This window comes from Microbacterium sp. NPDC089698, assembly GCF_044749045.1.
GTDB lineage: Bacteria > Actinomycetota > Actinomycetes > Actinomycetales > Microbacteriaceae > Microbacterium.
On the sequence record NZ_JBIVHE010000001.1, the window covers coordinates 1,311,204 to 1,330,031 of the forward strand.

Annotated in this window: 17 protein-coding genes and 1 riboswitch; of the genes, 13 read left to right on the top strand and 4 right to left on the bottom strand. The window is 71.1% G+C overall.

All coding sequences use genetic code 11. The annotated features are described in order from the left end of the window. The first annotated feature begins 37 nt into the window (after positions 1-37). From hpaE to ACIPY5_RS06155, 8 genes are all read left to right on the top strand, one after another. Positions 38-1,576: a 5-carboxymethyl-2-hydroxymuconate semialdehyde dehydrogenase gene (hpaE, locus tag ACIPY5_RS06120; protein WP_400967929.1), complete on the top strand. Its 1,539-nt coding sequence runs from the start codon at positions 38-40 to the stop codon at positions 1,574-1,576. A 34-nt stretch (positions 1,577-1,610) separates the two neighbouring features. Next, positions 1,611-2,774, top strand: a complete 1,164-nt coding sequence (hpaD, locus tag ACIPY5_RS06125; RefSeq protein ID WP_309340547.1) for a 3,4-dihydroxyphenylacetate 2,3-dioxygenase — start codon at positions 1,611-1,613, stop codon at positions 2,772-2,774. A 173-nt stretch (positions 2,775-2,947) separates the two neighbouring features. Beyond that, a complete protein-coding gene (locus ACIPY5_RS06130) occupies positions 2,948-3,733 on the top strand; it encodes a 2-keto-4-pentenoate hydratase (protein ID WP_400967933.1) in 786 nt (261 codons plus the stop codon). Continuing rightward, positions 3,718-4,521 (top strand): HpcH/HpaI aldolase/citrate lyase family protein, encoded by an 804-nt coding sequence (locus ACIPY5_RS06135; protein ID WP_400967936.1) that lies wholly within the window; start codon positions 3,718-3,720, stop codon positions 4,519-4,521. The genes ACIPY5_RS06130 and ACIPY5_RS06135 overlap by 16 nt, the downstream gene beginning before the upstream one ends. A gap of 123 nt (positions 4,522-4,644) precedes the next feature. Continuing rightward, positions 4,645-5,619 carry a hypothetical protein gene (locus ACIPY5_RS06140; protein ID WP_400967939.1) on the top strand — a complete coding sequence of 325 codons (975 nt, stop codon included), beginning with the start codon at positions 4,645-4,647 and terminating at the stop codon, positions 5,617-5,619. A gap of 121 nt (positions 5,620-5,740) precedes the next feature. Beyond that, positions 5,741-6,991 (top strand): MFS transporter, encoded by a 1,251-nt coding sequence (locus ACIPY5_RS06145; protein ID WP_400967942.1) that lies wholly within the window; start codon positions 5,741-5,743, stop codon positions 6,989-6,991. Positions 6,992-7,028: 37 nt separating this feature from the next. Next, a complete protein-coding gene (locus ACIPY5_RS06150) occupies positions 7,029-7,760 on the top strand; it encodes a DUF6882 domain-containing protein (RefSeq protein ID WP_400967945.1) in 732 nt (243 codons plus the stop codon). 25 nt (positions 7,761-7,785) lie between these two features. Then, positions 7,786-8,988: a HupE/UreJ family protein gene (locus ACIPY5_RS06155; protein WP_400967948.1), complete on the top strand. Its 1,203-nt coding sequence runs from the start codon at positions 7,786-7,788 to the stop codon at positions 8,986-8,988. 34 nt (positions 8,989-9,022) lie between these two features. On the opposite strand, the gene ACIPY5_RS06160 is transcribed toward ACIPY5_RS06155, so the two are convergent. Beyond that, entirely contained in the window at positions 9,023-9,499 is a 477-nt protein-coding gene (locus ACIPY5_RS06160) for a DUF4188 domain-containing protein (RefSeq protein ID WP_400967951.1), read from the bottom strand. Between the two features lie 66 nt (positions 9,500-9,565). Here ACIPY5_RS06160 and ACIPY5_RS06165 point away from each other — a divergent pair, with 66 nt between their 5' ends. Further along, positions 9,566-10,153 carry a TetR/AcrR family transcriptional regulator gene (locus tag ACIPY5_RS06165; RefSeq protein ID WP_400967954.1) on the top strand — a complete coding sequence of 196 codons (588 nt, stop codon included), beginning with the start codon at positions 9,566-9,568 and terminating at the stop codon, positions 10,151-10,153. 62 nt (positions 10,154-10,215) lie between these two features. Then, on the top strand, positions 10,216-11,304 hold the full coding sequence (locus tag ACIPY5_RS06170; RefSeq protein WP_400967957.1) for an N-formylglutamate amidohydrolase: 1,089 nt from the start codon (positions 10,216-10,218) through the stop codon (positions 11,302-11,304). Between the two features lie 46 nt (positions 11,305-11,350). Here ACIPY5_RS06170 and ACIPY5_RS06175 read toward each other — a convergent pair whose 3' ends face one another. Then, positions 11,351-12,694, bottom strand: a complete 1,344-nt coding sequence (locus ACIPY5_RS06175) for an anaerobic C4-dicarboxylate transporter family protein (protein WP_309342905.1) — start codon at positions 12,692-12,694, stop codon at positions 11,351-11,353. 160 nt (positions 12,695-12,854) lie between these two features. Between ACIPY5_RS06175 and ACIPY5_RS06180 the strand changes: the two genes are divergently transcribed. Then, positions 12,855-13,406 (top strand): hypothetical protein, encoded by a 552-nt coding sequence (locus ACIPY5_RS06180; protein WP_400967961.1) that lies wholly within the window; start codon positions 12,855-12,857, stop codon positions 13,404-13,406. Positions 13,407-13,475: 69 nt separating this feature from the next. On the opposite strand, the gene ACIPY5_RS06185 is transcribed toward ACIPY5_RS06180, so the two are convergent. Together ACIPY5_RS06185 and glyA are read right to left on the bottom strand one after the other, a co-directional pair. Further along, positions 13,476-14,357: a bifunctional methylenetetrahydrofolate dehydrogenase/methenyltetrahydrofolate cyclohydrolase gene (locus tag ACIPY5_RS06185; RefSeq protein WP_400967964.1), complete on the bottom strand. Its 882-nt coding sequence runs from the start codon at positions 14,355-14,357 to the stop codon at positions 13,476-13,478. A 132-nt stretch (positions 14,358-14,489) separates the two neighbouring features. After that, entirely contained in the window at positions 14,490-15,764 is a 1,275-nt protein-coding gene (glyA, locus tag ACIPY5_RS06190; RefSeq protein ID WP_400967967.1) for a serine hydroxymethyltransferase, read from the bottom strand. A gap of 35 nt (positions 15,765-15,799) precedes the next feature. Next, a riboswitch (ZMP/ZTP riboswitch) is annotated at positions 15,800-15,882 on the bottom strand. Positions 15,883-15,966: 84 nt separating this feature from the next. On the opposite strand from glyA, the gene ACIPY5_RS06195 reads away from it, so the two are divergent. After that, positions 15,967-17,568, top strand: a complete 1,602-nt coding sequence (locus ACIPY5_RS06195; RefSeq protein ID WP_400967970.1) for a family 20 glycosylhydrolase — start codon at positions 15,967-15,969, stop codon at positions 17,566-17,568. After that, positions 17,565-18,740, top strand: a complete 1,176-nt coding sequence (gene nagA, locus ACIPY5_RS06200) for an N-acetylglucosamine-6-phosphate deacetylase (RefSeq protein WP_400967973.1) — start codon at positions 17,565-17,567, stop codon at positions 18,738-18,740. The genes ACIPY5_RS06195 and nagA overlap by 4 nt, the downstream gene beginning before the upstream one ends. Positions 18,741-18,828: the final 88 nt, after the last annotated feature.

The following is an 18,828-nucleotide window of genomic DNA, read 5'->3' on the forward strand; positions in this document are numbered from 1 at the left end:
CACCGAAGCCACCCAGAACCACCCCGGAAGGACGATGATGACCGACGCCTACGCCCCGGCAGATCTGCCGGAGAAGATCCAGCACTACATCGACGGCGAGTTCGTCGACTCCCTCGACGGCGACACCTTCGAGGTGCTCAACCCCGTCACGAACGAGACCTACGTGCACGCCGCCGCCGGCAAGAAGGCCGACATCGAGCGCGCCGTCGCCGCCGCCAAGCGCGCCTTCGACGAGGGCCCCTGGCCGCGCATGCTCCCCCGCGAGCGCTCGCGCGTGCTGCACCGGATCGCCGACATCGTCGAGTCCCGCGACGCGCGCCTCGCCGAGCTGGAGTCCTTCGACTCCGGCCTGCCGATCACGCAGGCGCTGGGCCAGGCCCGCCGTGCCGCCGAGAACTTCCGCTTCTTCGCCGACCTGATCGTCGCCCAGGCCGACGACGCCTTCAAGGTCCCCGGCAAGCAGATGAACTACGTCAACCGCAAGCCGATCGGCGTCGCGGGTCTCATCACTCCGTGGAACACCCCGTTCATGCTCGAGTCGTGGAAGCTCGGCCCCGCGCTCGCGACCGGCAACACGGTCGTGCTGAAGCCCGCCGAGTTCACCCCGCTCTCCGCCTCGCTGTGGGCGGGCATCTTCGAGGAGGCGGGGCTGCCGAAGGGCGTCTTCAACCTCGTCAACGGCCTCGGCGAGGACGCGGGAGACGCGCTCGTCAAGCACCCCGACGTGCCGCTCATCTCGTTCACCGGCGAGAGCCGCACCGGCCAGATCATCTTCGGCAACGCCGCGCCGTTCCTGAAGGGCCTGTCCATGGAGCTCGGCGGCAAGAGCCCCGCCGTCGTGTTCGCCGACGCCGACCTCGACACCGCGATCGACGCCTGCATCTTCGGCGTGTTCTCGCTGAACGGCGAGCGGTGCACGGCCGGATCCCGCATCCTGGTGCAGCGCGACGTGTACGACGAGTTCGTCGAGCGCTACGCGGAGCAGGCCAAGCGCGTCAAGGTCGGCCTGCCGCACGACCCCACGACCGAGGTCGGCGCGCTCGTGCACCCGGAGCACTACGAGAAGGTCATGAGCTACGTCGAGATCGGCAAGGGCGAGGGCCGCCTCGTCGCCGGCGGCGGACGCCCCGAGGGCTTCCCGACGGGCAACTACGTCGCCCCGACCGTGTTCGCCGACGTCGCCCCGGACGCCCGGATCTTCCAGGAGGAGATCTTCGGCCCCGTCGTCGCGATCACCCCCTTCGACACCGACGAGGAGGCGCTCGCCCTCGCGAACAACACGCGCTACGGCCTCGCCGCGTACATCTGGACGAACGACCTCAAGCGCGCGCACAACTTCGCGGGCGCGGTCGAGGCCGGCATGGTGTGGCTGAACTCGAACAACGTGCGCGACCTCCGCACCCCGTTCGGCGGCGTGAAGGCCTCCGGACTCGGTCACGAGGGCGGCTACCGCTCGATCGACTTCTACACCGACCAGCAGAGCGTGCACATCACGCTCGGCGCCCCGCACAACCCCGTGTTCGGCAAGCAGGCGCCGCCGGCCGAGCAGGACCTCGACGACCCGGATCCCCGCTGACCGGATCCCGAAATCATCACGCAAGGACGCTGACATGACCAATCGTGCAGACATGACGCTCACCTCCTCCGGCTTCTTCACCAGCCAGGAGGCGCCCATCACGACCGACAACCCGGTCGCCACCCCCTCCTCCCCGCCGCCGGACGTGCTCCGCTGCGCGTACATGGAGCTCGTCGTCACCGACCTCGCCGCCTCGCGGGTGTTCTACGTCGACGTGCTCGGCCTGTACGTGACCGAGGAGGACGACGAGGCGATCTACCTCCGCTCCACGGAGGAGTTCATCCACCACAACCTCGTGCTGCGCAAGGGCCCGGTCGCGGCGGTCGCCGCGTTCTCGTACCGCGTGCGCACGCCAGAGGACCTCGACCTCGCCGTCGCGTTCTACACCGAGCTCGGCTGCGATGTGCGCCGCAACCCGAACGGGTTCGTGAAGGGCATCGGCGACTCGGTGCGCGTCGTGGATCCGCTCGGCTTCCCGTACGAGTTCTTCTACCAGACCGACCACGTCGAGCGGATGAGCTGGCGCTACGACCTGCACATCCCCGGCGAGCTCGTGCGCCTCGACCACTTCAACCAGGTCACGCCCGACGTGCCGCGCGCCGTGAAGTACATGCAGGACCTCGGCTTCCGCGTCACGGAGGACATCCAGGACGACGAGGGCACGGTCTACGCCGCGTGGATGCGCCGCAAGCCCACCGTGCACGACACCGCCATGACCGGCGGCGACGGCCCGCGCATGCACCACGTGTGCTTCGCGACGCACGAGAAGCACAACATCCTCGCGATCTGCGACAAGCTCGGCGCCCTCCGCCGCTCCGACGCGATCGAGCGCGGCCCCGGCCGCCACGGCGTAAGCAACGCGTTCTACCTGTACCTGCGCGACCCCGACGGCCACCGCGTCGAGGTCTACACGCAGGACTACTACACGGGCGACCCGGACAACCCGGTGATCACCTGGGACGTGCACGACAACCAGCGCCGCGACTGGTGGGGCAACCCCGTCGTGCCGTCCTGGTACACCGACGCGTCGCTCGTGCTCGACCTGGACGGCAACCCGCAGCCGGTCGTCGCCCGCACCGACTCGAGCGAGATGGCCGTGACGATCGGCGCCGACGGGTTCAGCTACACCCGGCCCGCCGACGAGGAGGCCATGCCGGAGTGGAAGCAGGGCGAGTACAAGCTCGGCCACCAGCTCTGACGTTTTCCTGGAGCCGGCTCGGGGCGCAGGGGCTTCTTGTCAGGACGCTTGACGGGGACCCCTGCACCCCGATGCGTTCTGACAAGAAGCCCCTGCGCCCTCCGCCTCACCGCACCTGCAGAGGGATGGCCGAGCGTGTACAACGAAGAAGATCAAGAGGGAAAGAGGATCTGATGCTCCCCGAATCCACCATCACCGCGCTCGCCGCCGAGCTGGCCGAGGCCGACCGCACGCACGGCGTGATCCCGCGCATCACGGCGCGCCACCCCGAGGCGACCGTCGAGGACTCCTACGCGATCCAGGGCGTCTGGCGCGACGCGCAGGTGGCCGCGGGGCGGAGGCTCGTGGGGCGCAAGATCGGACTGACCTCGAAGGCCATGCAGCAGGCGACCGGCATCACGGAGCCCGACTACGGCGTGATGTTCGACGACACCGTGTACCCCTCCGGATCCGAGATCCCGGTCGATCACTTCTCGAACGTGCGCATCGAGGTCGAGCTCGCCTTCGTGCTGAAGGAGCCGCTCTCCGGACCCGACTGCACGCTCGAGGACGCGCTCGCCGCGATCGACTACGCCGTGCCCGCGCTCGAGGTGCTGAACTCGCACATCGAGCTCGAGGGCCGCACGATCGTCGACACGATCAGCGACAACGCCGCCTACGGCGCCATGGTGCTCGGCACCGTGCACAAGCGCCCCGACGAGATCGACCTGCGGTGGGTGCCCGGTGTGCTGTCGCGCAACGGCGAGATCGAGGAGACCGGGGTCGCCGCCGGGGTGCTCGGTCACCCGGCCACGGGCGTCGCGTGGCTCGCGAACAAGTTCCATCAGCACGGCGCGCGTCTCGAGGCGGGCGAGATCATCCTGGCAGGATCGTTCACGCGCCCGATGTGGGTGGCGCGCGGCGACGAGGTGCTGTGCGACTACGGACCGATGGGAACGATCGAATGCCGCTTCGTCTGAATCCGACCTTCCGCGAGCACCTGGCCGGTGCCGAGCGCGCCCTCATCGGCATGTGGTCGTGCACGGGCAGCCCGCTCGTGACCGAGATCGCGGCCGGGAGCGGCCTGGACTGGCTGCTCATCGACGGCGAGCACTCCGCCAACACGCTGGATTCGCTCCAGGTGCAGCTGCAGGCCGTCGCCGCCTACCCGATCACGCCGCTCGTGCGCGTGCCCTGGAACGATCCCGTGACCATCAAGCAGGTGCTCGACCTCGGCGCGCAGAACCTCATCGTGCCGATGATCTCGTCGGCGGACGAAGCGCGCGCCGCGGTGGCCGCGACCCGGTATCCCCCCGCGGGCGTCCGCGGGGTCGGATCCGCCCTGGCCCGCAGCGCCCGCTGGAACCGCGTGGAGCGCTACCTCGTCGAGGCCGCGCAGCATGTGTCCCTGACCGTGCAGATCGAGACCTCGGCGGGCGTGGAGGCGGCCGCGGAGATCGCCGCCGTCGACGGCGTGGACGCCGTGTTCGTCGGCCCTTCCGATCTGTCGGCGTCGATGGGGCTGCTCGGACAGCAGACGCACCCCGACGTCGTCTCCGCGGTCGAGCACGTGTTCGCCGCGGTGGCCGCCGCGGGGAAGCCGGTCGGCGTGAACGCGTTCGACCCGGCCGCCGCCGACGCGTACATCGCCGCGGGAGCCTCGTTCGTCGCGGTCGGGGCCGACGTGGCCCTCCTCGCCCGCGCGTCCGAAGCGCTCGCGACCCGCTTCCTCCCCGCCCCGGCCTCCGGACCCGACGCCAGCTACTGATTTCCCCGTTCAAAGCGCGCAATTGGCTCTATCCCGGCCTGGGATGGAGCCATTTGCGCGCTTTGAACGAGACGGGTTGTGGATAACCGGATCCTGGGAGGAGCGGGTCGGCAGAGTGGCGGGATGGGACGCAGAACGGAACTTCCCGATGAGCTCGGTGGCGAGTTCTCTGCCGCGCTCGCTCGCAGACACGGCGTGACCCGATCCCGCCTGCGCGGTGGCGACCTCCGCGCGCCGTTCTTCGGAGTCCGGATCGCTGCCGACATCTCCTTCGAGGTCGATGCGGAGGATCCGTACCAGCGCCAGCGTCTGCGGCGGATCGCACGGGCGCGCGAATACGCACCGCGGTTGCACAAGGGGCACTTCTTCAGCCACCAGACCGCCGCCTCGATCTGGGGTGGCCCTCTTCCTCTCGAGTTCACGGAGGATGGGCGGATCGCCGACGACTTCCCTCCGCACGTGTGCGCGCTCGGACCGCTCGCCGAACCGCGCACCTCCGGGATCATCGGCCACCGCACTCGATCGTCCTTCACCGCGATGACGGAACACGACGGGCTGCGGGTCTCGTCACCGGCAGCGACCTGGGCGTCGCTCGGATCCCTGCGCCTGCACGACCTGATCGCCCTCGGCGACTACTTCTGCCGCGAATGGCGGCAGGGGCGCGGCCGCCCCGATCCCGGCAAGAGCCCTCTCGCGACGACGGACGACCTGCGGCGGGCGCTCGAGGTCGGGCGCCGCATCGGAGCCGACCGGCTGCGGGCCGCGCTGCCGCGGATACGGCAGGACTCATGGTCGCCCCGGGAGAGCCTGGTGCGCTGCGTGCTCGTGGACGCGGGACTTCCCGAACCGCAGCTCAACGTGGACGTGTTCGACGATGCCGGCCGGTTCCTCGGCTGCGTGGATATGTCCTACGGCGAGGAGAAGGTCGCCGTCGAGTACCTCGGGATGCTCCACGGCGCGACCTGGGCCGCCGACGTCGAGCGGATCGCCGCGCTGCGCGCCGCGGGCTGGATCGTGATCGAGGTGACCGCCCCGCTGCTGAGGCGTCCGGAGGAGCTCGCCCGCAGAGTCACCTCCGCCCTCCGCCGCAGCCGGTGAGCGGATCCGCGGAAACAAAGTGCGCAAATGGCCGTATCCGCGGCGAATATGGAGCCATCTGGGCGCTTCGAAACCGGAGCAGGACCCGACCGGACCGGGCTGACCTGCCAGGATGGGGCGGGTGAAGAAGGCCCTCGCCGCGCTGCAGGACCGCGGGTTCCGCTGGTTCTTCCTGGCGCGCACCCTCACGCTCGTCACGGGCTCGATGTCGTCGATCGCTCTGGCGTTCGCGGTGCTGAGCATCGACAACGACGCGGGCGCGCTCTCGATCGTGCTCACCGCGTTCACCGTGGCGAACATCGTCTTCCTGCTGCTCGGCGGCGTCGTCGCGGACCGGCTGCCGCGCGCGCTCGTGATCCAGACCAGCTATGTCGTGGACATCCTCTCGATCGGCACCACGGCCGCCCTGCTCTTCACGCACACCGCCACGGTGCCGCTGCTGGCCGGCCTCGCCGCGCTGAACGGGGCATCCGCCGCGTTCGTCATGCCTGCGATGCAGGGGCTCATCCCGCAGTTGACCACGCCCGGCCATCTGCAGCAGGCGAATGCGCTGCTGTCCTTCGCGCGCTCCGCCACCACGATCGCGGGCCCGGTCGTCGCGGGAGGCATCGTCGCCCTCGCCGGTCCCGCCTGGGTCATGGTGATCCAGGCGGCGGGCTGGGCGCTCGCGATCGTCTTCCTGGCGCTCGTGCGCCTGCCGCCGCCGGTCCGCGGACAGCGCGCGGGGCTGTTCCACGACCTGCACGACGGATGGCGCGAGTTCTGGTCCCGCCCGTGGCTGTGGATCGTCGTGCTCGCGTTCATGGTCCTCAACGCGATCCACGTCGGCGCCTGGGGCGTCGCCGGTCCGTACATCGCCAAGAACGACCCGCTGCTCGGGATCGCCGGCTGGGGATGGGTCGTCAGCGCCGAGGGCGCCGGTGTGCTGGTGATGACGCTGGTGCTGCTCTGGCTGCCGCTGCGGCGTCCGCTGCGGCTGGGCATGCTCGGGATGAGCGCGCTCGCGATCCCGCTCACGCTCCTGGGCGTGCACCCCTCCGTGCTGCTCCTCGTCGCCGCGGCCTTCGTCGCGGGCGCGGGCGTGGAGGTGTTCAGCACCGGGTGGAACGTCACGATGATGGAGCAGATCCCCGAGGAGAAGCTGTCCCGCGTGTCCAGCTACGACATGCTGGGCAGCTACGTCGCGATGCCGATCGGCACGCTCGCCTTCGGCTGGCTGATCGCGCGCGCGGACGTGACGGCGCTCATGGTGGGCTCCGCGATCGTCTACGCCGTCATCGCGCTGGGCACGATGCTGATCCCGGGCATCTGGCGCATGGGGAGGGCGACGGCCGCGACCGCCGAACGCGAACCGGTCCCGGACGGCGTCTGACTGGCGCTTTCATAGGCGTCCGCGGCAGGATGAGGGCATGACCTTCCCCGCCCTCGCGCCCCTCGCCGACCGCGCCGCGCTTTTCGCCGCCCTCCGCCAGGACCAGCTGGTCGCCGCGACCGCCGCCCTGGGCGAGCACCGCTGGGACGCCGATCTCGCGGCGGGCACCCTCACCTTCACGTCCGAGACGGATCCGAGCCGCCAGCTCGTCGCGCGCGCATCGCTCGTCGCCACGATCGCGCCGGGGCCCCGCTCCCTGATGTGGGCCTGGGCGCACCCGCAGGGCGGATCCGACCCGTCGGTCGCGGGCCTGCGCGACTACGGCACGACGTACGCGATCGACGAGCTCTCGAACGCGGAGCTGCCGTTCCCCGCTGAGGCCGACGCCGACCTGGACGGCTGGATCGCCGGCACCGCGCATCAGGTCGGCGCGATCGCCGAGGAGATCACCGGCCGCTCGCCGTACTACTCCGCTCCGGTCGGCAGCGGCACGCGCGCCGTGTTCCTGCTCGACGCCGGCCTCCCCCCGCTCACGGTGGCCGACGCCGTGATCGCACTGCCGCGGATCCTCTCCGAGCTGACGCTCTCCGACGCGCGCTCCTCGGTGTGGGATCTGGCCCGGCTCGCGGGCTGGAGCATGCAGTGGGCCGACGAGGCCTACTCGGCGGCGGTCGTCAGAGACGCGAGCGGCAGCGCCACGTTCCGCTTCGACGAGTACGCCCGCATCGCCGGGATCGAGTCGCAGCTCGGGCAGGTCCCGCAGGCCTGATCCGCGCGACCTGAAGCGCCCGTCGATGCGCTCGGCTCCGCGCGTCGCGCTGGTCCTCGCGCTCGTCGCCGCGGCGCTCCTCCTCTCCGCCGGCCCGGCCGCCGCTCATGTGACCACGGTCGCGTACGCCGACCTGACCGCGGCGAGCCCGACCGACGTCCGCGTCGAGTTCGATCTGCAGTACGAACTGCTGAGCGCCTCCGCCGCCAAGGCGCAGAGCGATCCCGCGCTCTTCGCCGACGCGATCGGGCACCCCCGGCAGGGCGCCGAGGATCAGGTGCTCGCCGAGCACGCGGCGGCGATCCTCGCCTACACGACCGCGCGCTTCCACGTCGCGGTGGACGGCGGCTCGGAATGCATCCCGCGACCGGACGGGGCCGCCGCATTCCACACCAGGGACGCGACCGACTACGCCCGCTTCGCGGTGCGCTACGCGTGCGGCGCCGCGCACGGTGGCGCGTTCGTGGTGCGCAGCACGCTGTTCCCCGATTCCGAAGGCATGGTCCGGGACACCAAGACGATCGTGACCTACGCCCTCGACGGTCGCAGCGGCAGCGCCGCGCTCGACGCCGCGCATCCGCAGTTCTCGACCGCCCAGTCGTGGACCGAGCGCTTCGCCGAGTTCTTCCTCCTCGGCGCCGAGCATCTGCTCACCGGGATCGACCACATCCTGTTCCTCCTCGCGCTCATCATCAGCTCGCGGCGCCTGCGCGACGTGGTCTTCGCGGCGACCTGCTTCACGGTCGCGCACTCGATCACGTTCCTGCTCGCCGCGCTCGGCCTCGTGCACATCGGCGCGAACGTGGTCGAGCCCGCGATCGCGCTCTCGATCGCGGCGGTCGCCGGCTGGCATCTCTGGGAGGAACGACTCCGTCGCGTCGCGCGACACCGGGGAGAGCCGGCGCCTCCGCCGTCCCGGCGAGCGGCTCTCCTGCGCCTCGGGATCGTGTTCGGCTTCGGCCTCATCCACGGGCTCGGCTTCGCGACCGCGCTGAAGATCGAGGAGCCGTGGTCGTGGACCCTGCTGTGGTCGCTCCTCGTCTTCAACCTCGGGATCGAGGCGGTGCAGCTCTCGATCATCCTGGTGGTCTTCCCGCCCCTCCTGCTGCTCCGTCGCCGGATGCCCCGGACGGCGACCGTGCTGGGCGTCGTCGTCACCGCCGTGGTGCTCCTGTTCGGCCTGCTCTGGTTCGTGATGCGCGTGCTCGGCCTGCCCGGCACGCCCTGAGCCCGCCACCCCTCCGCAGTCGAAGGCAGGCCCGTCAGCGCCCGAGCCGCTGGCGCGCCGTGTTCCTGCCCGCCCCGACGGGTTCGTGCGCCGTGGCGGCGGCGAGTCCGAACAGCGGCATGTCGGCGTAGATCGCCTCCATCTCCCCCGCCGGCACCTGGTACGTCTCGTGCCAGACGCCGACGCTGCCGGATCCCAGCATCGTGCGCATGAAGTCGCGCCAGGGCTGCAGGTGCGGCGCGTCCCTGTCCGCCGCGAAGCGCTGCAGATGCTCCGGGCTCTCCCAGTACGAGAGCAGGATCGTCGTGCGCCCGAGCCAGCTCTCGCAACCGAGCATGCCCGCCTCCGGATGCTGTGCGAGATGCCGCAGCATCTTCGGCATCTGCCGCGCCACGCGCTGGACCCGCCCCAGCTGCCACCACTTGTTCGCCCGCATCCCGATGACGAACACCGTGATGTCGCCGCGGTCCACGGCTGCCGTGTACCGGCCGGGGAAGACCTTCCCGTCCATCGCCACTCCTTCCGAACGTTGTTATAGAACAGTGTTACAGAACGACGTTACGATAGGATCCCTTCCATGGCAAGACCCATCACGCACGACGCGACCCTGCGCTCCCGGTTGATCGACGTCGCCTCGGCGATGATCGACAGGGACGGTCCTGATCGCTTCTCCGTGCGAGAGGTGGCGGGAGGAGCCGGGACGTCGACATCCGCCGTCTACTCGCTGTTCGGCAGCAAGGCGGAGCTGATCACCGCCGTGGTCGCGGACTCGTTCGCCTCCTTCGCCCGCGCACAGCGCGAGGCGGAGCCCGGAGGGCTGCGCGCCCTCGGCGAGGCGTATCGCGCGTGGGCGCTGCAGCATCCCGACCGCTACCGGCTCATGTTCAGCGGCGCCATCGCCGGTGCCCCCCACGGTGCCACGAGCGCCGACGGCGATCCGGAGGCGGATCCGGAGCTGGATGCGCTCCTCCCCCTCGCCCGCACGCTCACCGGTGCGGACCGGGTCGACGAGGGCGTCGACCTGCGCAGCACGCTGGCCGTCTGGGCGCAGGTGCACGGCGCGGTCAGCCTCGAGCTCGCGCGCGTCGCCCCGCCCTGGATCGACCCCGACGCGGTGTACGCGGCGGTGCTCGACGCGATCGCCGCGGTGCACCCCGGGCGCTGAGGCCGGGAGGACGACGCGCGCCGGACCACTCGCTCGGCGGGCGGCTGGGTAGCATGAGCCGCATGAGTGCCCTCGACCTCATCCCCGCCGGCCGCATGTTCACTCGCGACGACATCGTCGTCTACGCGGATCCGCAGCGCCGCTCCCTGGATGAGGCCCTTCGCGACGCCGACCTGCTCATCAGCTGCCCGCACGCCGGGGCCGCGATCCCCGAGGAGCTCGCCGAATTCCTCTCCCCCGCGCTCACCCGACGACTGCAGTACGACTTCACCGACGTCGCGACGGCCGCGATCGTCCGGCGCTGGGCCGCGCAGGATCCTCGGGTCGTCGCCGTGATCAACCCGCATCCCCGGCTCGTGCGCGACCCCAACCGCGCGCGGCCCGCCGACGTCGCCGCCGATCTGACCGCCGCCATCGAGCGCGTGCGTGCCGCCGGCCCCTGGCAGAAGGTGGATCTCACCGGGGTGGACGCGATCCGCCCCGTCACGTTCTCGTTCTTCCCCATCATCGAGGTGCCGGACACCGAGGCCGGCCTGCACCGTCTCGTCGAGACGTTCGTCGAGGTCGCAGAGCGCGGCCTCGGAGTGTACGAGCGCACCCGCGACGATCTGACCGAGCGGATGGTCGCGGAGCGCCTTCGTACCGGAGGCCGGCTCACCCGCCTGTCGTTCCACGACACCATGAACACGACGACCACGAAGGACGGCGCCGTGGACGTCCCTCGCGCCGAGAAGGACCGGCTGCCGCACATCGTGGCGCTCTCCAACCGGGGCGACGCCCGCGGCGAGGAGCGCGATCCCGCCGATCCGCCGACCATGGCCCCGGAGCGCCTGCGCGCCCTGGCCGAGGCGCACCGCACGGGCTTCGATGCCGCCGAGCCCGGCGATGTCGCCCTCAACCAGCCCTATCTCGGCAGTCAGGAGATCCTCGCCGCCGGCGCCCGCTTCCGCGCGCTCGCGGACGAGGCCGCCGCATCCGGTGCCGTGCTCGACGCCGTGCAGGCGGAGTTCCTCCGCGAGTTCCTGCTCGGCGACGCGGCGACCGCGCAGCTGCACCGGCCCGGCACCGACTGGATCGCCGAGGATCCCGCCCACGTCGACCGGATCGCCGCCGCCTGCCGCCGCTCCTGGGATCTGTACCGGGCGCGCTGATCCGCCGCGGAGCCCGGGCGGAGCCCGCCCCGCGGACGGGCGAGCATCACCCGCCCCAGAGCACCCCGAACAGCGCGCCGAACCCGATGGTCGTCACCGCCAAGATCAGCGTGGGAGCGAAGAACGAGTGGTCCACGAGCTTGGTGCCGAGCTTCGTGGTGCCCGAGGTGTCGAAGTTCGCCGCGGCGATCTGCGATCCGTTGGTCGGCAGCAGGTAGATCCCCGCGAACGCGCCGGCCCACATGCCGGACAGCAGCCCGAGCGGGATCCCCGCCGCGAGGCCGATCGGCACGATCGTACGGGTGGCCGTGGACTGGCTCGTGGTGAGCACGCAGACCAGGAAGACGCCGAGTGCGAAGATCCACGGGGCCGCGGTGACGAGGCCGCCGACGCCCTCCGAGATGAGCTTCGCGTGGGCGCCGAGGAACGTGTCGGTGAGCCACGCCAGGCCGAACAGCGCGATCGCCGAGACCATGCCGGCCTTGAACACCGTCATCGTCGGGATCTCGCCGACCTTGGGACGGGAGACGAGGAGGATCACGGTTCCGGCGACGAACATCACGATCTCGATGATCGGCGTCATGCTCACCGGGTCGCCCGAGCCGTCCAGCGGGCGGAGGCCCTTGAACAGGCCGAACAGCACGATCACGGCGACGCCGAGCAGGAAGATGATCGCCGCGTTGCGGCCTGCGGAGGTCACGGTCACGTCGGCCTTGACCTCGGCGGCGCCCGTGCGCGGCGGCGCGAGCTCGCCGCGGGCGATCCTCGCCTGCACCTCCGGATCCTCGGCGAGCTCCTTGCCGAGGCGGTTCACGACGAAGCTGGACACCACGATGCCGACGACCGCGGCCGGGATCGTCACCTTGAGGATGTCCACGAGCTCGAAGTTCCAGGGCGCCGCATCGGTGAGCGTCACCATCGCGGCCATCGCCGCCGAGACCGGGCTGCAGGCGAGTGCGACGCCGGTCGCGACCACCGAGAGCGAGAGCGGCCGCGACGGCCTGATGCCGTTGCGGTACGACAGATCCTGGATCACGGGCAGCAGCGGATAGAGGATGTTCGAGGTCCCCGCCCCGACCGAGAACAGGAACGAGATGAGCGGCGCGACGAGAGTGATCTGCTTCGGGCTGCGCGCGATGAGCTTCGCCGCGACCGACACCATCCAGTCGATGCCTCCGGCGGACTGCATCATCGAGGAGGCGAGCACGACCGACAGCACGATGAGGAGCGCGTCCACGGGCGGCGACCCTGGCGGCACGCGGAACACGAAGACCAGAATCGCGACGCCCGTCCCTCCCCAGAGGCCGAGACCCACGCCGCTCGAGCGCGTGCCCATCACGATGCAGCCGAGGACCACGATCAGTTCTGCGATGAACAGGGCGATCTGCATGAGCGTCTCCTCGAGGGTCGCGGACGCGGCCAGCATATTGGTCCGCCCGCCGGCTGCACACCCCCTGTCCGGCGCGGCGCCCCTCGTGCGCGGCGGCGACACTCCTGTGCGCGGCGCGGCGCCCCTACCCGTCCGCTCCGGCGCATGACAGTCTGGACGCATGAGGAATCTGGTCGTGCGGTTCGCGTCGCTCTACGTCTTCAACGTCGTCGTGCTGCTCGTGATCGGGTGGCTGACCCCGGCGAGGGTCGGCCTGCACGCGCTGTGGGCATCCGTGATCCTGACTCTCGCGACGCTCTTCCTCAAGCCCCTGCTGAAGAGGGCGGCCACCTCGATGTCGGCGAGCGGCACCAAGTTCGTGCAGTACCTCGCCGTGTTCGTGGTCGAGTTCCTGATCTGGGCGCTCACGGTCTGGCTGAGCGGCGTGCGCGCGGGAAACCTCTGGGGCTGGATCGTCCCGCCGGTGATCCTGCTGATCGGCTGGGTCGTCTACGACCAGATCGACGACGCGCTCTCCCGCAAGGCCGGAGAGCTGTACGACGCCGCGGGGGCGAAGATCTCGGGATCCCGTCGCGGGTCCGCCTCCTCGGCTGCGCCGTCCGCCTCGTCCGCGCCGTCCGCGGCCTCTTCCGCGGCGACCGCCGCCGGACGGCGGGAGCTCGACGACGGCCTCACGCCCGAGCAGCGGCGCATGCTCGACGAGCTCGGCTGACCTTCCCCCGGTACGCGGAACGGGCGGATCCGACCTGTCGTCGGATCCGCCCGTCTCGTTCGTGGCGGATCAGGCCGCGGCGCGCTCCGCCGCCTCGACCACATTCGTCATGAGCAGCGCGACCGTCATCGGGCCCACGCCGCCGGGGTTCGGCGAGATCCAGCCGGCGACCTCGGCGACCGCCGGATCCACGTCTCCGTAGACCTTGTTCTTGCCGGTCTCGGGATCCGTCTCGCGCGTCACGCCCACATCGAGCACCGCGGCGCCGGGCTTGACGTCGGCGGCGGTGATGAGGTGCTTGACCCCGGCGCCGGCGACGATGACGTCGGCCTCGCGCAGGTACGGCGACATGTCGGGCGTTCCCGTGTGCACCTGCGTGACGGTGGCGTTGACGTCCCGGCGCGTGAGCAGCAGGCCCATCGGGCGGCCGATCGTGACGCCGCGACCGACGACCACCACGTGCTTGCCCTTGAGGTCGTAGTCGTTGCGCAGCAGCAGCTCGATCACGCCGCGGGGCGTGCAGGGCAGCGGCGTGCGGATCGGCGCGTTCACGTTCAGCACGAGCCGGCCGAGGTTGGTCGGGTGCAGGCCGTCGGCGTCCTTGGCGGGGTCGATCCGCTCGAGGATCGCGTCGGTGTCGAGGTGCTTCGGCAGGGGCAGCTGCACGATGTAGCCGTGGCAGGCCGGATCCGCGTTGAGCTCGTCGATCACGGCCTCGACCTCGGCCTGCGTGGCGTCGGCGGGCAGCTCGCGCTGGATCGAGTTCATCCCGATCGCCTCGGACTGCCGGTGCTTCATCCCGACGTACAGCTGCGAGGCCGGGTCGGCCCCGACCAGCACCGTGGCGATGCCGGGGACGATGCCCTTCTCCCGCAGCGCGGCGACCCGCTCCGTGAGCTCGGCCTTGATCTCGGCCGCAGCGGCCTTGCCATCCAGAATCTTCGCGGTCATGTCAACTCTCCTTCTCAGACTCCCGCGCTCTCTCCTCTGACCGCGAGACTCCAACTCGGCGACGAGACTGCGGTTCAGATCCGCAGTCTCGTCGCGGAGATGAAGTCTCGCGGTCAGGAATCGGGCTTGCGCTTACTGCTGCAGGTCCGGGTAGAGCGGGAAGGCGGCCGCGAGCGCGTCCACGCGGGAGCGCAGCGCCTCGACGTCGGCGCCGGGCTGCAGCGCGAGGGCGATGACGTCGGCGACCTCGGTGAACTCGGCGTCGCCGAAGCCGCGCGTCGCGAGCGCCGGGGTTCCGATGCGCAGGCCCGAGGTGACCATCGGCGGACGCGGGTCGTTCGGGACGGCGTTGCGGTTGACGGTGATGTGGATGTCGTGCAGGAGGTCCTCTGCCTGCTTGCCGTCGATCTCGGCGTCGCGCAGGTCCACGAGCACGAGGTGCACGTCGGTGCCGCCGGAGCGGACCGCGATGCCCGCGTCCTTCACGTCCTGCTGCGAGAGGCGCTCGGCGATGATCGCCGCACCGCGCAGCACGCGCTCCTGGCGCTCCTTGAACTCCGGGGTGCCGGCGATCTTGAACGCGGTCGCCTTGGCGGCGATCACGTGCATGAGCGGACCGCCCTGCTGACCCGGGAAGACGGCGGAGTTGATCTTCTTCGCGATCTCCGGGTCGTTCGTGAGGATGAAGCCCGAGCGGGGGCCGCCGATGGTCTTGTGCACGGTCGAGGAGACGACGTGCGCGTGCGGCACCGGGTTCGGGTGCAGACCCGCGGCGACGAGTCCGGCGAAGTGGGCCATGTCGACCCAGAGGAGCGCGCCGACCTCGTCGGCGATCTCGCGGAACGCGGCGAAGTCCAGCGTGCGGGGGTAGGCGGACCAGCCGGCGATGATGACCTTCGGCTTGTGCTCGATGGCCAGGCGGCGCACCTCGTCCATGTCGATGGTCGAGGTCTCCGGGTTCACGCCGTAGGCGACGATGTCGTAGAGACGCCCGGAGAAGTTGATCTTCATGCCGTGCGTGAGGTGGCCGCCCTGGTCGAGGGACAGGCCGAGCAGGGTGTCGCCGGGGCGGGCGATCGCGTGCAGCACGGCGGCGTTCGCGGTGGCGCCCGAGTGCGGCTGAACGTTCGCGAACTCGGCGCCGAACAGCTCCTTGGCGCGGGCGATCGCCAGCTCCTCCGCGACGTCGACCTCCTCGCAGCCGCCGTAGTAGCGGCGGCCGGGGTAGCCCTCGGCATACTTGTTGGTCAGCACCGAGCCCTGCGACTGCAGGACCGAGACGGGGACGAAGTTCTCCGAGGCGATCATCTCGAGGAAAGTCTGCTGGCGCTTCAGCTCACGGTCGAGGACCTGGGCGATCTCGGGATCCACCTCGGAGAGAGGCGCGTTGAAGAAACGGTCGGTCATGGCGTGCTCCTTTGACGGTTGCGAAGAGAAGGGTGCTCATCGGCCCAGGCGCGCGGTCGAATCCATGACGGTCGCTCCCCGGTGGTGACCCACCCAGACGCCAGTCGCGACATTCCGAGCCTACCGGATCGGGATCAGGATCCGGAGGGCGATGACGCGCGCGGGTCCCCGCACTCCCCTCCCGGCACGGTACGTTTTGTTCATGGTCCTGCATGATGCACCGTCGCTCATCCCGTTCCCCTCCTCCGTGCAGCTCGGCGAGGGATCCGTCCCCCTCGGATCCGTGCGGCTCACGGGCGACCCCGACACGGTCGCGCTGCTGGGCGCGGAGCTGGAGGCGCTGCTCGGCCGGGATGCGGTGAGCAGCACCGGGACGACCCGGATCGCGCTCGGGATCGACGAGACGCGGGGTTCGGCCGAGGGCTACGCGCTGGACGCCGACGACGAGGGGATCCGCATCACGGGACATGACGCGGCAGGGCTCTTCCACGGCACCCGCACCCTGCTGCAGCTGCTGCGCCGCGGCGAGCGCCCCGGAGACGCAGACGGCGAGCGCGACTGGTCCGTCCCCGAGGTCCGCATCGAGGACGCGCCGCGCTTCCGCTACCGCGGCGTCATGCTCGACGTCGCCCGCCACTTCTTCGAGGTCGCCGACGTCGAGCGCTGGATCGACCGCGCCTCCTCGCTCAAGTACAACCACCTGCATCTGCACCTCACGGACGACCAGGGCTGGCGCATCCACATCGACGCCTGGCCGCAGCTCACCGGCGCCGGATCCGGCGGCGACGCGACCGGCGGCCCCGGAGGCTTCTACACGAAGGACGACATCCGCCGGATCGTCGCGTACGCCGCCGCGCGGCACATGACGATCGTCCCCGAGATCGATCTGCCGGGGCACACCCACGCGGTCGGACTCGGCTACCCGGACCTCGTCGAGCTCCCCGCGATCACGGAGGCGAACATCAGGGAGGCGGCGGCGCTGAACCAGCCGCTTCCGGTGCACGGCGTGCACTACGCGGCCTGGGGCGTGGGCCACTCCTCGGTCAAGATCCACGAGGAGCGCACCTACGACCTCATCCGCGACGTGCTCACCGAGGTCGCCGAACTGATGCCGGGCCCCTACCTGCACATCGGGGGCGACGAGTGCCTCGGCACGTCCGCCGCCGACTTCGCGCTCTTCTTCGAGCGGGCGGGGCGCCTCGCCGCCGCCACCGGGAAGACCCCCGTCGCCTGGCACGAGGCGGGCGCCGTCGAGGGCCTCGTCCCCGGGATGATCGGGCAGTACTGGGGATCCGTCGTGCCGGAGGACGGCCACGCCGCGCACGCCCGCCGTTTCGTGGAGCGCGGCGGCGCGCTCATCCTGTCGCCCGCCGACCGCGCCTACCTCGACATGAAGCCGCGCGCCGACCACCCGAGGGGCCTCGCGTGGGCCGGCATCGTACCACTGCGCACCGCGTACGAGTGGGATCCCGCCGCGGTTTTGGAGGACGTGCCGGCCGCGGCGATCCTCGGCATCGAGGCGCCCCTGTGGACCGAGTCCGTCGCCACCCTCGCCGAGGCGGATGGACTCGCCTTCCCGCGGATCGCCGCGCACGCGGAGATCGGCTGGTCGGCGCAGAATGGAGCGGAGCGCTCCTGGCGCTCGTTCCGTGCCAGGGTCGCGCAGCTGGTCCCCGCATGGGAGGCCTCCGGCATCGCCGTCGACCGCGCCGCAGTGGAGGACGACCCGGAGCAGGACGACGTGCGCGTCCCGCAGCCCCGCATCAACCCCGCATCCGCCCCGAGTACCGAGGAGACCGCATGACCGTCCGCACCGAGAGCTCCGCGCAGGGGTCGCTCGTCATCCACTCCGCCCGCATCGTCTCGGGCGGCTCGGTGGTCGACGACGGCTGGGTGCGGTTCGAGAACGGATCCATCGCGGCGCGCGGAACCGGCTCCGACTGGGCGCCCGCCGACGCGGTCGTGGATGCGCGCGATGCGGCCGGCGAGGGCGCGATCCTGACCCCCGGCTTCGTCGACATCCACAGCCACGGCGGGGCCGGTGCGGCCTTCGACGACGGCGTCGACGCGATCCGCACGGCCCGCGCGATGCATCGCGCGCACGGCACCACGCGTGCGGTCGTCTCGCTCATCACCGCGACCCTCGACGAGCTCGCCGAGCGCGTCGGCATGGTCGCGGATCTCATGCAGAGCGATCAGGATCTGCTCGGCTCGCACCTGGAGGGGCCGTTCCTCGACCCGGGTCACATGGGCGCACACGACCCCGAGCTGCTGCGCGCTCCGGCCGCCGCCGATGTGCAGCGTCTGCTCGACGCGGGCCGCGGCACCGTGCGACAGGTCACGGTCGCGCCTGAGCTCGACGGCGGGCTGGAGGCGATCCGACTCATCGTGGCCGCAGGCGCCGCCGCCGCGGTCGGGCACACGGACGCGGACGACGACACGATGCGCGCCGCGTTCGATGCCGGAGCGACGATCCTCACGCACGCGTTCAACGCGATGCGCCCGGTGCACCACCGCAACCCCGGGCCGGTGCTCACCGCCGCGCACGACGAGCGCGTGACCCTCGAGGCGATCGCCGACAACATCCACCTGCATCCGCACATCATCAAGCTCGTGTTCGACGAGGCGCCGGGGCGCGTCGCGCTGGTCACCGATGCGATGGCGGCGGCGGGATCCGCGGACGGCGACTACATGCTGGGCTCGCTGCACGTGACCGTCCTCGACGGCGTGGCAAGGGTGGACAGCGGATCGATCGCCGGCTCCACCCTCACGCAGGACGTGGCGCTGCGGCGCGCGGTCGAGGCGCACGTCCCGCTCGCGGATGCCGTGCTCGCCCTGACGCGCACCCCGGCACGGGCGATCGGCGCGGCAGACCAGCTCGGCGAGCTCGAGCCGGGCCTGCTCGCGGATGCGGTGCTGCTGACCGCGGGACTCGACGTCACGGCCGTGTGGACGGGCGCGCCGCTGCGGCGCTGACCGGTCCGCGATCCGGGCGGGGCCGCCGCTCCCCAGCGGCGGTCCCCTCCCGTGATCTCCCCAAACCCTCCGGTACCCGATCAGAGGA

Bases quoted from the DNA above. Each gene is read 5' to 3' on its own strand.
- hpaE (WP_400967929.1), top strand. From the start codon at position 38: ATGACCGACGCCTACGCCCCGGCAGATCTGCCGGAGAAGATCCAGCAC.
- hpaD (WP_309340547.1), top strand. From the start codon at position 1,611: ATGACCAATCGTGCAGACATGACGCTCACCTCCTCCGGCTTCTTCACC.
- ACIPY5_RS06130 (WP_400967933.1), top strand. From the start codon at position 2,948: ATGCTCCCCGAATCCACCATCACCGCGCTCGCCGCCGAGCTGGCCGAG.
- ACIPY5_RS06135 (WP_400967936.1), top strand. From the start codon at position 3,718: ATGCCGCTTCGTCTGAATCCGACCTTCCGCGAGCACCTGGCCGGTGCC.
- ACIPY5_RS06140 (WP_400967939.1), top strand. From the start codon at position 4,645: ATGGGACGCAGAACGGAACTTCCCGATGAGCTCGGTGGCGAGTTCTCT.
- ACIPY5_RS06150 (WP_400967945.1), top strand. From the start codon at position 7,029: ATGACCTTCCCCGCCCTCGCGCCCCTCGCCGACCGCGCCGCGCTTTTC.
- ACIPY5_RS06155 (WP_400967948.1), top strand. From the start codon at position 7,786: ATGCGCTCGGCTCCGCGCGTCGCGCTGGTCCTCGCGCTCGTCGCCGCG.
- ACIPY5_RS06160 (WP_400967951.1), bottom strand. From the start codon at position 9,499: ATGGACGGGAAGGTCTTCCCCGGCCGGTACACGGCAGCCGTGGACCGC.
- ACIPY5_RS06165 (WP_400967954.1), top strand. From the start codon at position 9,566: ATGGCAAGACCCATCACGCACGACGCGACCCTGCGCTCCCGGTTGATC.
- ACIPY5_RS06170 (WP_400967957.1), top strand. From the start codon at position 10,216: ATGAGTGCCCTCGACCTCATCCCCGCCGGCCGCATGTTCACTCGCGAC.
- ACIPY5_RS06175 (WP_309342905.1), bottom strand. From the start codon at position 12,694: ATGCAGATCGCCCTGTTCATCGCAGAACTGATCGTGGTCCTCGGCTGC.
- ACIPY5_RS06180 (WP_400967961.1), top strand. From the start codon at position 12,855: ATGAGGAATCTGGTCGTGCGGTTCGCGTCGCTCTACGTCTTCAACGTC.
- ACIPY5_RS06185 (WP_400967964.1), bottom strand. From the start codon at position 14,357: ATGACCGCGAAGATTCTGGATGGCAAGGCCGCTGCGGCCGAGATCAAG.
- glyA (WP_400967967.1), bottom strand. From the start codon at position 15,764: ATGACCGACCGTTTCTTCAACGCGCCTCTCTCCGAGGTGGATCCCGAG.
- ACIPY5_RS06195 (WP_400967970.1), top strand. From the start codon at position 15,967: ATGGTCCTGCATGATGCACCGTCGCTCATCCCGTTCCCCTCCTCCGTG.
- nagA (WP_400967973.1), top strand. From the start codon at position 17,565: ATGACCGTCCGCACCGAGAGCTCCGCGCAGGGGTCGCTCGTCATCCAC.